At 55.3% G+C, this 11,936-nt stretch carries 10 protein-coding genes; 8 read left to right on the top strand and 2 right to left on the bottom strand.

Going from position 1 to position 11,936, the window contains the following annotated elements; translation table 11 throughout:
* Positions 1–55 precede the first annotated feature (55 nt).
* Together SPI05_RS07915 and SPI05_RS07910 are read left to right on the top strand one after the other, a co-directional pair.
* On the top strand, positions 56–952 hold the full coding sequence (locus SPI05_RS07915; protein WP_321077584.1) for a transporter substrate-binding domain-containing protein: 897 nt from the start codon (positions 56–58) through the stop codon (positions 950–952).
* An 18-nt stretch (positions 953–970) separates the two neighbouring features.
* Positions 971–2,632, top strand: coding sequence for a methyl-accepting chemotaxis protein (locus SPI05_RS07910; RefSeq protein ID WP_414601980.1), 1,662 nt, complete (start codon positions 971–973; stop codon positions 2,630–2,632).
* Between the two features lie 26 nt (positions 2,633–2,658).
* On the opposite strand, the gene SPI05_RS07905 is transcribed toward SPI05_RS07910, so the two are convergent.
* A complete protein-coding gene (locus tag SPI05_RS07905) occupies positions 2,659–4,245 on the bottom strand; it encodes an aspartate:alanine exchanger family transporter (protein WP_321077583.1) in 1,587 nt (528 codons plus the stop codon).
* Between the two features lie 205 nt (positions 4,246–4,450).
* Between SPI05_RS07905 and SPI05_RS07900 the strand changes: the two genes are divergently transcribed.
* The 6 genes from SPI05_RS07900 (at position 4,451) to SPI05_RS07875 (ending at position 11,200) form a co-directional block, all read left to right on the top strand.
* Positions 4,451–6,292 (top strand): acetolactate synthase large subunit, encoded by a 1,842-nt coding sequence (locus SPI05_RS07900; protein ID WP_321077582.1) that lies wholly within the window; start codon positions 4,451–4,453, stop codon positions 6,290–6,292.
* Between the two features lie 2 nt (positions 6,293–6,294).
* A complete protein-coding gene (gene ilvN, locus SPI05_RS07895; RefSeq protein ID WP_295027507.1) occupies positions 6,295–6,798 on the top strand; it encodes an acetolactate synthase small subunit in 504 nt (167 codons plus the stop codon).
* 97 nt (positions 6,799–6,895) lie between these two features.
* A complete protein-coding gene (ilvC, locus tag SPI05_RS07890) occupies positions 6,896–7,924 on the top strand; it encodes a ketol-acid reductoisomerase (RefSeq protein ID WP_321077581.1) in 1,029 nt (342 codons plus the stop codon).
* Positions 7,925–7,951: 27 nt separating this feature from the next.
* Entirely contained in the window at positions 7,952–8,917 is a 966-nt protein-coding gene (locus SPI05_RS07885) for a DMT family transporter (RefSeq protein ID WP_321077580.1), read from the top strand.
* On the top strand, positions 8,914–9,966 hold the full coding sequence (locus SPI05_RS07880) for a 3-isopropylmalate dehydrogenase (protein WP_321077579.1): 1,053 nt from the start codon (positions 8,914–8,916) through the stop codon (positions 9,964–9,966). The genes SPI05_RS07885 and SPI05_RS07880 overlap by 4 nt, the downstream gene beginning before the upstream one ends.
* Before the next feature lie 106 nt (positions 9,967–10,072).
* Complete coding sequence (locus SPI05_RS07875; protein WP_321077578.1) at positions 10,073–11,200, top strand: branched-chain amino acid aminotransferase; 1,128 nt, start codon at positions 10,073–10,075, stop codon at positions 11,198–11,200.
* Between the two features lie 190 nt (positions 11,201–11,390).
* On the opposite strand, the gene SPI05_RS07870 is transcribed toward SPI05_RS07875, so the two are convergent.
* Positions 11,391–11,747, bottom strand: coding sequence for a DUF4870 domain-containing protein (locus tag SPI05_RS07870; protein ID WP_321077577.1), 357 nt, complete (start codon positions 11,745–11,747; stop codon positions 11,391–11,393).
* Positions 11,748–11,936 lie beyond the last annotated feature (189 nt).

Here is an 11,936-nt window from a genome sequence, read left to right as displayed (position 1 = left end):
TAGAACGGGGAAGTTGTAGGCGATTCCCCTTTTTCGGGGGAGGGAAGCAGAGGCAATGAATCTCATACTGAAAATAATCTCGGCAGCAACAGGTGCCGCTCTGTTGGGAGCAACACTGGCTTCCTGTTCCGGTTCGACCAGTTCAGCGGAAGTGAAATCTTATAACTTCGATTCCATCAAACCGGATTCTGAAATCGCGGCGATGCTGCCCCAGGCGAACCGGGATACGTTGCGGGTGGCGATGGATATTCCTTATTCTCCCGCCGAGTTCTTTGATAGTAACAATCAGCCGGTGGGCTACGAAGTTGACGTCTTAAAAGCCCTGTCAAAGCTGATGGGAGTGTCGGAACTCAAAATTAGCGATGAAGATTTCGACGCGATTATTCCCAAGGTTAACGATGGCACCTATGACATCGGCATGGCCTCCATGACCGTTAACAAGTCCCGGATGGCTCAGACCAATATGGTTGCCTACATTCAGGCGGGATATGTCTATGGCACACAGGCGGGTAACCCCAACAATTTCGATCCCGCCAACGCCTGTGGATTGAAAGTCGCCACCCAAGCAGACACCACACAAGCCGAAACTTTGCAGGCTACCAGCGATTCATGCGTGAAAGCCGGAAAACCGGCAATCCAGATTGTCTCCGAGGCTGACCAAGATAAGTTGGTTAAACAGGTCGCAGACGGAACCTTGGACGCAATCATCGGGGAAAGCCCGATGATGGCTTACGCTGAGTCGAGGAATCCAAAGTTCGCCACCATCGGTGAGGCTTTCCAAGTGGCACCTCAGGGTCCGGCTACCGCGAAAGACAATCCTGAGTTGGCCAAAGCTATCCAAGCCGGTCTGCAAAAAATGATGGACACGGGAATGCTTAAGGAAGTACTCGCACCGTGGGGCGAGGAATTCATCGCACTCAACTATGCAACCTTGAATCCGCCGATTGCATAGGTCAGGGAGGAAATAAAAATGCGTTTTTCATCAATGATTAAATTCACTATGATTGTTGTGCTGGCGCTGACTATTTTGGGCGTAGCCGCTCAAATTGGCACTATCATCGCGACAGGTCAGGTCAATCGGGCCCAAGACGAATCCAACCGGCGTAATAACGGGATTGCCTACATAGAGAATGCCCGGACACATATGGCGGATAATGCGCGAGTCTATGTTATATCTGGCCTGGAAGAAGCCATGATGGATTACTTCAACCAGGTCTATGTGAACCGCGACTTAGAGTATGGGGCTAGCCTCATCGCCGACAACGGTGGTACGGAAGATGAAAGCAAGCTGGTGCAGCAGTCTTCGGAAGCAGGAAAAATCACTCAAGAAACTGAGACTCACGCCATGGCTTTGGCTGCTTTGAGCCGCGGAGCTGACTTTAGCGCTCTGCCCAACGATTTGGAAAACTTCCAATTCTCGCCTGAGGAATTGGCTATGGATGCGGAGGCGCAGCTGCAAACAGCCTCAGACCTAGTGTTTGGAGAGGCCTACTCCAACTCGTACAAGTCCGTGATGTCGCCTTTGAATATGTTGAATCAGCTGGAAACCGGGGCTGCCAATGCGGCCGATACGCAAATGGGTCGAGCTGCCTCCCTGCAAAAGGTCACCATCTATATTTTGATTGCGATATTTATTATTTTGGCCGTGGTGGTACTGCTGTTCCTGATTGCGGCACTACGAACTGTCCGGTTGCCTTTGTCTCGGCATACTGTGGCTTTGCAGAATCATGATCAGTATGATTTGGGTTTTCGATTGCGTGATGATACGGGTGTGCCGGAGATTCGGGATTTGGCGAGGGCTTTTAATGGTCAGAATGATCAGGTTAATGAGTTGATCGGTGAGGTTAGTGGTACTTCTGTGGGGTTGCAGGAGCATGCTGGTAATTTGGCTGATACGGCTGCTGAGTTGGATGAGACTGCTCAGGATACGCGGGCTCGGGCGGCGGGGGCTGCTGAGCAGGCGCAGTCGTTGGCTACGAATATGGATACTTTGAGTGCGGCTATGGAGGAGATGCAGGCTGCGATTCGTCAGATTTCTGAGTCGGCTACGTCGGCTTCGCAGATTTCTGAGGAGGCGGTTGAATCTGTGGGTTCGGCGACGAAGGTTATTGATACGTTGGGTGAGTCTTCGCAGTCTATTGGGGAGATTACGAATTCGATTACTTCGATTGCGGAGCAGACGAATCTTTTGGCGTTGAATGCGACTATTGAGGCGGCTCGTGCGGGTGATGCTGGTAAGGGTTTTGCGGTGGTTGCTGGTGAGGTTAAGGATTTGGCTGCGCAGACTGCGGTGGCTACGGCGGATATTTCTGAGCGGGTGAGTTCTATTCAGGAAGACTCCACCAAGGCGGCTGAGGCTATCACTCAGATTAGTGAGATTATTTCGCGGATTAATGATTCTCAGCAGACGATTGCTTCGGCGGTTGAGGAGCAGACGGCGACGACGAATGAGATGTTTGGGGTGGTTCGTGGGGCTGCGCAGACAACTCAGGATATTGTGGGTTCGATTGAGACGGTTTCGTCTACGGCGGAGAGGTCTGCGGAGGGGGCGCGTACGACTTTGGAGGCTGGTCAGGCTGTTGCTGATTCTTCCAGCCAACTAAGCAAACTCGTCTCCCGCTACCACCATTAAAGTTGCCCAGCTGTCTCTGGTAATCCTCAAAGCATAGCCACGAATGTGCCACAAAGAATTTTGACAATCATCGCGACCGGATAGACCATAGCGTATCCCAATGCGATACGTCCATCGGAGTTCGTTTGTCCGTTGGCAAAAGCTAAAACAGCTGGCTGGGTTTGCGCCCCCGCCAGCAGGCCAGCCAGCTTGGTGCCTCCCATTTTCAGCCCAAAGCGCATCATGAAATAGAGCAGTAACCCAAACAATGTGGTCAGAATCATTCCGAGAAGCAAGATTTTCCACCAGTCACCGCCGGTGAAAGCCACGCCGATAGAACCACCGGCGGCTACCCCGGCTTGGGCGAGGAAGATGAGCAAACCAATCTCGCTGAGCACTTTTGCAGTGGTAAAAGGCAGGGCTGTGACCAGCGGTCCGATACGACCGAGTCGACCCATGATTAGTCCTATAATCAGACAGCCAGCGGCGTAACCAATCTCAAATGTACCGCCCAAGGGATTTGGAATGGGAATTTGGCCGATTGCAAATCCGATTGCCATGCCCAACCCCAGAGCTACCGGGTTCAAAGACGTCAGGCCGCTGGTGGAATCGCCAAGGAATTTCGTGACTTCCTTAATATTTGACAGCGGTGCCACCACCCGGACGCGATCTCCCAGCTGTAGCACCAAATCTGGGTGACCGACTAGGTCTACGTCGCCGCGTCGAACTCGTGACACCGTGGCGCCAAAGCGGTCACCCATGTTCAGTTCCGCAATGGTCTTGCCAGCTTTGGAGGCGTCGGAAAGAGTAATGCGTCGGTAGTCCAGGTAGCTGCGGTCAGTCAGCAGGGAATGAGACGAATGATGCCCCAACTCCAACTCAATCTTTTCGATGGATTTCGCATCTCCGACCACGGTGATTAAGTCCCCCTCGCTGAGGGTATCTTCCATCGTGGGGCGCATGATGGGGCCTTTTTCGCCGCGCCGCAGACGGGAAAAAGCCACGCTTTCGTTGTAATGCTGATAAATATCGCCCAAGCGAGGATGGTCTTCCCGTTCCACGCGGATGGTGTGAGAGGTGATGGGGGAGGGGGCATCCTTGTCATGCTTTCCCGCCCGCAGGGCAAAAACAGCGAAAATCAGCATTCCCAGCACCCCGTAGAGGTAGGCAATGGAATACCCGACGGTAGCGGTAGCGGGGTCTCCGGAAGCGGTCCCCGCCGCTCCGAGCATGGGAGTGTTGGTCAAAGCTCCCGCTAAAGTTCCCGCCACCGAGGCCGGGCTCATGTTCAGGAGTTTGCCTAGGCCTACCGCGGTGGCCGAAACGATTACGAAAATCAGGATAAGAGCCAAGATTGGTTTGGTGGAGTTCTTAAGTGTCGAAAAAAAGTTTGGCCCGGAGTTCGAACCGATAGAGAAAGCAAAAAGTGCCAGGCCCAGCATTGAGAGCTCCACGGGAATGCTTAGCTCGATGCCTTGAGCCTTTGCGGAGGCAGATATAGCAATAGCAAGGAACAGTACCGCGGCAGCACCTAATGAGATTCCTTTGACTTTGATATGACCGATGGCCATACCCAGACCCAGAAGGAGCAGTAGCAATACAAGAGGTTTCGCAGCAAGGTAAGTAAACACCATCCTATTATCCCGAAAGAGTTTGCTTGGGGTATACTTTTGAACGGACATAGTTCAAAAACTAGCTGTAAAACAGGCATTTGCTTACCTTGGTGCACAGTCGTTATCTAAAGACGGGAATGTCTCATTATTCGGTTCAGAATCCACATAGTGAGATTTTACCCTTGCGAGTTTTCTTCCTTTCCGCCCCAGAGTTACAGTTGAGTGCATGAGCGAACCAGAAACAAAATCCATGGGAGCCTATGGCCCCGAGGAGACCCCCAACGAAATTGATTCCGCAGCTCGCGGCGAAGTCATGACTGGTGCGAAAGCTGTCATTCGTACCTTGGAGGAACTGGGAGTGACCGATATTTTCGGGATTCCCGGCGGGGCGATTCTCTCCACTTTCGATCCGCTGTATGACTCCCAGAAACTGAACTTCGTGCTGACCCGCCACGAGCAGGGCGCCGCCCACGCTGCCGAGGGCTACGCGAAATCCACCGGGAAAACCGGGGTAGCGCTGGTGACTTCGGGACCGGCCGCCACGAACCTGCTGACCGGTCTGGCTGACGCCATGATGGATTCGGTCCCGGTGGTCGCGATAACCGGCCAGGTCGGAGCGGAGTCTATCGGCACCGATGCTTTCCAGGAATCCGACATTGTCGGTGCCTCAATGCCCCTGACGAAACACAGTTTCCTGGTGACTCGTCCCGAGGACATTCCCTCCCGCCTAGCCGAGGCCTTCTTCATCGCTTCCTCCGGGCGACCCGGACCAGTTTTGGTGGACATCACAAAAACCGCCCAGAACAAAACAATGGCCTTTACCTGGCCTCCACCGATGGAGTTACCCGGATACAAACTGCCTGGCAAGCCTTCCAAACAGCAGGTCGCAGCGGCGGCCACCGAAATCGCGGGGGCGCATCGACCGGTGCTATATATCGGCGGCGGGATAATTGCCGCCGATGCGACCTCGGAGCTGAAAGAATTAGCTGATGCCACTGGGGCTCCCGTAGTCACCACCCTGACTGCGCGTGGAGCCTTCCCCGATGATTCACCGCAGCACATGGGAATGCCGGGGATGCACGGTTGCGTGTCTGCGGTGCTGTCGATGCAGCAGGCGGACCTGCTGATTGCGCTCGGTACGCGTTTCGATGACCGGGTTACCGGGGACGTGAAATCCTTTGCTCCTCACGCCAAGGTTATCCATGTTGATATCGATGCGGCCGAAATCTCAAAGATTCGTCACGCCGATGTTCCTATAGTGGGGGATTTGAAAGAGGTCGTCGCGGCGCTGCTGCGGGCACTGCCCCAAGCCTACAAACAGTATGGACGACCGGACTTGACCCCGTGGATGAAGTCCTTGACCAAACTGAAAGACAAGTACCCTGCGTACTTTGACGATACCTTGGACGGCCTGGTCAGCCCGCAAAAGGCTATCAAGGTGCTGGACGAGGTCAGCGACGACGACGCGATTGTGGTCACCGGGGTCGGCCAGCATCAAATGTGGGCGTCCCAATTTATGACCTACCGTTACCCGCGCACCTACATTTCGTCTTGCGGTCTGGGAACGATGGGATTCGGCGTCCCCGCCGCGATGGGCGCAAAAGTCGCCAATCCAAATCGGGAAGTCTGGCTCATAGACGGAGATGGCTCGTTCCAGATGACGAATCAGGAACTGGCCACCTGCACCCAACTGCATATCCCGATAAAGGTGCTGCTTATCAACAACTCCTCGCTGGGAATGGTGCGCCAGTGGCAGACCTTGTTCTATAACGAACGTTATTCTCAGACCGACCTGCATGACGGAGCCCGTAACCTCGATGAGGCAAACCGGGTGGGAATCCCCGATTTTATGCTTTTGGCGAAAGCCTACGGAGCTGAGGGAATTCGGGTTACCGACCCGAAAGACCTGCGCCAAGCCCTAGAGAAAGCTCACCAGATTGACGACCGTCCGGTCGTGGTTGAGGTGCTGGTCAGCCCCGATGCCATGGTGTTCCCGATGGTTCCCGCCGGGCAGACCAACGATAAAGTCATTTATGCCCCTGACAAGACTGTGACCTGGGAGGACTAAACATGAGTATGACGCATACCCTGTCGGTGCTTGTCGAAAACAAGCCTGGCGTTTTGACCCGCGTGGCGGCGCTGTTTGCCCGCCGTGCCTTTAACATTCAATCCCTCGCGGTGGGAGAAACTGAGAAACCCGAGATTTCGCGCATCACCATCGTGGTTGATGTTTCTGAAGTGTCCCTGGAACAGGTTACGAAACAGCTGAACAAGCTGGTGAACGTACTGAAAATCGTGGAGTTGGAACCCGAACGAGCCGTCGAGAGGGAACTCATGCTCATCAAAGTTTCGGCTGACGACACGAACCGAACCGCGGTACTCCAGATTGTGGACCTGTTCCGGGCGCATGTCGTGGATGTGTCGCGGGGCACCCTGGTCATCGAATCCATTGGTTCTCCGGCAAAACACGCGGCTCTGTTGCGCGAGTTGGAGCCTTACGGAGTTCGTGAAATCGTCCAATCGGGCAACGTCGCGATTGGACGCGGATCGAAGTCCATTACCGATCAAATTTAGGGGCAAATTAACCTGGCTTTGCTTAGTCTTTGCACGGAAAAACACCCTATATCTTTTTCAACGAAACACCTCTACAATTAATTAAGGAGAAAAAATCATGGCGGAAATTTATTACGAAGACGACGCTGACCTGTCGCTCATTCAGTCTCAGAAGGTGGCCGTAATTGGTTACGGCTCGCAGGGTCATGCCCACGCGCTGAACTTGCGCGATTCTGGGGTCGACGTGGTCGTGGGCTTGCGCGAAAGCTCCTCCTCCCGGGCGAAGGCCGAGGAACAGGGCTTGACGGTGAAAACCGTAGCGGATGCCGTGAAAGAAGCCGACGTGGTCATGATTCTGCTGCCTGACCAGGTGCAGAGCAAGGTCTATGCCGCCGAAATCGAGCCGAACCTGAAGCCGAACGCCGCCCTGTTCTTTGCTCATGGGTTCAACATCCGTTTCGGCTACATCAAGCCCGGTCCCGGCCACGATGTGTGCATGGTGGCTCCCAAGGGTCCGGGGCACGTGGTGCGCCGTACTTTCGTTGCCGGTCAGGGTGTGCCCGATGTTATCGCCGTGGAATGCGACGCATCCGGACGCGCTTGGGAACTGACAAAGTCCTACGCGAAAGGCATCGGCGGGACCCGCGCTGGCGTTATCAAGACGACCTTCACCGAAGAAACGGAAACTGACCTGTTCGGTGAACAGAACGTACTGTGCGGCGGGTTGTCTAAGCTCATCCAGTACGGTTTTGAAACCCTGGTCGAAGCCGGCTACCAGCCCGAAATCGCCTACTTCGAGGTGTGCCACGAGATGAAGTTGATTGTGGACCTCATCAACGAGGGCGGCCTGTCCAAGATGCGTTGGTCTATCTCCGATACGGCCGAATACGGCGACTACATCTCCGGGCCGCGCGTCATCACCCCCGAAGTGAAGGCCCATATGAAGGACGTCTTGGCGGATATCCAAAACGGCAGTTTCGCCAAGCGTTTCATGGACGATCAAGCTGCCGGAGCCCCTGATTTTAAGCGTCTGCGCGCCGAAGGCGAAGGCCACCAAATTGAGAAGGTCGGCCTGGAGCTGCGTCAGATGTTTACATGGAATACCAACAAAGACACCGATTATGTGGAGGGCCACGCCGCTCGCTAATCGCTTAGCACAGATAAGGACATCGTGATGAAAAAGTTAATCCCCATTTTAGCGTTGGCTTCAGTTTGCGCTGCGTGGGGGTCAACTTTTTTTATGGTAAAGGATCATGTCCTGGATGATGTTCCAGCATCTGACTTCCTGACCGTGCGCTTTACTCTCGCGGCCCTGATTGCTTGCGCGTTGTGGTTTCGGGAACTGCGCACGGCAGGCTGGAAGACGCTGGCTCTCGGCTTCGGGGCGGGGGTTCTCTACGGTTTGGGTCAATTGGCGCAAACTTGGGGATTGAACCTGACCTCTCCTGCCACCTCGGGATTCATCACCGCCATGTCCATAGTCTTCGTGCCTTTTGTGGCATTGATCCTGTTCCGGGAACGTTTCAAGCCGATTACTTGGCTATGGATGCTGCTGGCCACTCTCGGCTTGGCGGCACTGTCTCTGCAAGGGTGGTCCTTCGGTCTTGGCGAGCTGATAACCCTGTTGGGAGCGTTATTCTTTGCCATCCAGGTGGCGACTCTCGGTGTAATCTCGCCAGGACGTCCCGCAGGAGCGCTGGCTACCATGCAGATGGTGGGGACCGCGGCGGTGAACGCTGTTCCGGCGCTTTCGGATGGGGAACTTACCCTACCCTCCAGCGGTGCTGCCTGGGCTAGCCTCATCTATATGGTTCTGATTTGTGCTGTGGGGGCTCTGTTCATCCAGACCTGGGCACAAGCGCGGATGTCCTCTACCGAGGCGGCCTTGATTATGGCCTGTGAACCGCTCTTTGCCACCCTTTTTTCGGTAGTGTTCAGCGGGGAAGCCCTGACGTGGCGGCTCCTGGTGGGCGGCACTCTCATCATGGTGGCGATTGTGGCGGCGCAGTTGGTCGGGGTTCATCCCGATGCAGAGAAGCCAGTTCCGGACGACAGCCGCGAAGCTGCTCCTTTAACTGAGAACCGCACCAGGAAAACCGCCGATTTTAGACATAAAAAGAAAGTAGGAGTTACGTTATGACGAGCATCGATTTGGCCTTGATTCCAGGGGATGGCATCGGTCACGAGGTCGTTCCCGAGGCCGTGAAGGTCCTCAAAAAGGTTCTGGAGGGTGCGGGCGTTGGTTTGAAAACCACCCTCTATGATTTGGGGGCGGCTCGTTACCATCGTGATGGGGTGGTTTTGGATGATGCCACGGAACAAGCCCTGCGTGGCCATGATGCGATTTTGCTGGGGGCGGTAGGCGATCCCTCCGTGCAGTCCGGGGTGCTGGAACGCGGGCTGCTATTGAAGCTGCGTTTCGATTTCGACCACTACGTGAATCTGCGCCCTTCCAAGTATTATCCGGGGGTGCCGACCCCGTTGGCGAATCCCGGCAACATTGATTTTGTGGTGGTGCGCGAAGGCACGGAAGGCCTGTACTGCGGTAACGGTGGGGTGTTGCGTCAAGGCACACCACAAGAGATTGCCACCGAAGTGTCCGTTAACACACGTCACGGTGTGGAGCGGGTCGTGCGTTACGCTTTTGCGCAGGCTCAGGCGCGCCGCCGACATCTGACTTACGTGCACAAGCACAATGTGCTGGTCAACGCCGGACACTTGTGGCGTCGCTGTGTGGAGGAAGTCGGGGCGGAATTTCCGGAGGTGGAAGTCGACTACCTACACGTTGATGCGGCCACGATTTTCCTGGTCACGAACCCGGCCCGGTTTGACGTGATTGTGACCGATAACCTGTTCGGCGACATCTTGACCGACGAAGCTGGGGCAATCACCGGCGGCATCGGCTTGGCGGCATCGGGAAACATCAACCCGGAAAAAACCTTCCCGTCCATGTTTGAACCCGTTCACGGCTCCGCCCCGGATATCGCTGGCCAGGGCAAAGCCGACCCGACCGCCACTATTGCGAGTCTGGTCCTGATGCTCAACCACCTGGAATACCCCCAGCTGGCGGCGAGCATCCAACGCGCTATTGATGCGGATATGGCCGACCGTGCCACCGCGTCTGCTGCCGGAACACCCCTGGTACGCACCACCAGCGAAATCGGCGACGCGATAGCCGCCTCTCTCTAGGGCTGGTGACCACGAAACCCCGAAAACCCTAAAATCCTCGGCACCACGTGCCCCGAACCACTTTTACCTATCAATAACCCAATGAAAGAAGAAGAAGAAGAACAATATGAGTAATCTCGAAGAACTTGCGAAACAGCCGCTGCCTAACGCCAATGAACTGGCGGGGCGATTCCCGCTCCAGCCTCATGCCCATAGGGCCGACGAAGCCACCTACCGTGAGGTGATGGAAAAACTCGCTTTCGGCCAATCCTTTAGCGATTACATGGCACACGCGCTGTGGACCAAGGACGGCGGCTGGCAGGAAAAGGAGTTGCGTCCCTATGGGCAGCTGCCGGTATATCCGGGAACCTCGGTGCTGCATTACGGTCAGGAGGTTTTTGAGGGATTAAAGGCGTACCGTCGGGCCGACAACACGATTTGGCTGTTCCGTCCCGCTTTCAACGCGAACCGGTTTAATCAGTCCGCACGCCGCATGGCGCTGCCGGAAATCCCGGTTGAGGACTTCGTGGGGTCTTGTGTGGATTTGGTGCGTGCCGATGCCCGCTGGGTACCCGTCAAAGACGGCGCCACCCTGTATCTGCGCCCCTTCATGTATGCCTCGGAGTCTTTCCTTGGGGTGCATCCGGCTCACGAGGTGACCTACCTCAATATCGGTTCGCCGTCCGGCCCCTACTTCGACAACGGTTTTTCGCCCGTTTCAATCTATGTGTCTGAAGATTACCACCGCGCCGGACCGGGCGGTACCGGTGAAGCCAAGACTTCCGGTAACTACGCGGCGTCTTTGCAGCCTCAAGAGATTGCGGCGGAAAAGGGCTACGCGCAGGTGTGCTTCCTGGATGGGGAAACGAACACCTATATCGACGAACTGGGCGGCATGAACGTCTTTGTGGTCTACCGCGACGGCAAAGTGGCGACCCCGCAGCTCACCGGGTGCATCTTGGAGGGCGGTACCCGCGGTGCGATTATTCAGGTTCTGGCTGACGAGGGTATTACCGTCAGCGAGGAACGCATCGCCCTGCATCAGCTGTTGGACGACATTCGTGCCGGTAAGGTCGCCGAGTTCCTGGCTTGCGGGACGGCCGCGGTCGTGACCCCGATTGGCAAACTCGGCGGGAAAGACTTTGAACTGGAGGTTCCCACCGGCCCGATGACCAAGCACATCCACGACGTCATCACCGGCATTCAGTGGGGACGCCGCGAGGATCCCCACGGCTGGTGCTACCGGGTGCTGTAGTTTGGGCAGCTGAACGCTTTATTAACTGGCTTATGGGATTGTCACTAAGACAATCCCATAAGTTGTAACAGCCACGAGAATAGTGTTTTCTCAATCCGAGAAATAGTGCCTGGTAATCCAGCATCTTAAGTATGGTCGTTCGGTGTTTCCTGATAGAGCGAGAGCCAACGCAAAACCGCAACGTTAGCAATCAATTAAGAATGGGCAGCTGGAAAGGATAGACGTAGACCTGCTGGTTAGAGGCGGCCATGGCGCCGCGGATGCTGTGCCACAGGGTCAGGGCGAACACCGCCAGCCACAGAACCAGAGCCAGCGGAATTAACAGGATAGTTAAGAAAGCAATCCACCCAGCGATACTGGCCAGCCACATGGCGATGTTAAAGTTAAACGCTCCGGCAGAGGCGACGCGCACCGCAGAGGAACTGTCCTTTTTCACCAACCAGACGATGAGCGGCCCCAGGAACGACAGCCAGCCTGCGGAAACGACCATAGCAATGAGGACTGAAAGATGAGCGAAAATCGCCCACAAACGTTCATTTTCATTCACTCGGATATTTTTTCATGCCACTGGATACACCTGCAACCGGAAACACAATTCCCCAATTTTGGAACCTTTTCCTTTCCCCAACGACACCTTAAAAATAATTCAGAGCTGGGGCCTAAGCGTTAGGGAAAATCCGCCGGTGGTGAGACTCAGCTAAGCCTATTGGGGAGGCTTCCCCGTCACAACACGCTG

The sequence above is a fragment of the Mobiluncus sp. genome (assembly GCF_034180645.1).
Lineage (GTDB): Bacteria > Actinomycetota > Actinomycetes > Actinomycetales > Actinomycetaceae > Mobiluncus.
The sequence above is the reverse complement of the archived record's forward strand: the minus strand, read 5'-3'. Positions and strand labels throughout refer to the sequence as shown.

Excerpts from the sequence above, each read along its gene's own strand:
- SPI05_RS07875 (WP_321077578.1), top strand. The coding sequence starts at position 10,073 with ATGAGTAATCTCGAAGAACTTGCGAAACAGCCGCTGCCTAACGCCAAT.
- ilvC (WP_321077581.1), top strand. The coding sequence starts at position 6,896 with ATGGCGGAAATTTATTACGAAGACGACGCTGACCTGTCGCTCATTCAG.
- ilvN (WP_295027507.1), top strand. The coding sequence starts at position 6,295 with ATGAGTATGACGCATACCCTGTCGGTGCTTGTCGAAAACAAGCCTGGC.
- SPI05_RS07880 (WP_321077579.1), top strand. The coding sequence starts at position 8,914 with ATGACGAGCATCGATTTGGCCTTGATTCCAGGGGATGGCATCGGTCAC.
- SPI05_RS07885 (WP_321077580.1), top strand. The coding sequence starts at position 7,952 with ATGAAAAAGTTAATCCCCATTTTAGCGTTGGCTTCAGTTTGCGCTGCG.
- SPI05_RS07900 (WP_321077582.1), top strand. The coding sequence starts at position 4,451 with ATGAGCGAACCAGAAACAAAATCCATGGGAGCCTATGGCCCCGAGGAG.
- SPI05_RS07910 (WP_414601980.1), top strand. The coding sequence starts at position 971 with ATGCGTTTTTCATCAATGATTAAATTCACTATGATTGTTGTGCTGGCG.
- SPI05_RS07905 (WP_321077583.1), bottom strand. The coding sequence starts at position 4,245 with ATGGTGTTTACTTACCTTGCTGCGAAACCTCTTGTATTGCTACTGCTC.
- SPI05_RS07915 (WP_321077584.1), top strand. The coding sequence starts at position 56 with ATGAATCTCATACTGAAAATAATCTCGGCAGCAACAGGTGCCGCTCTG.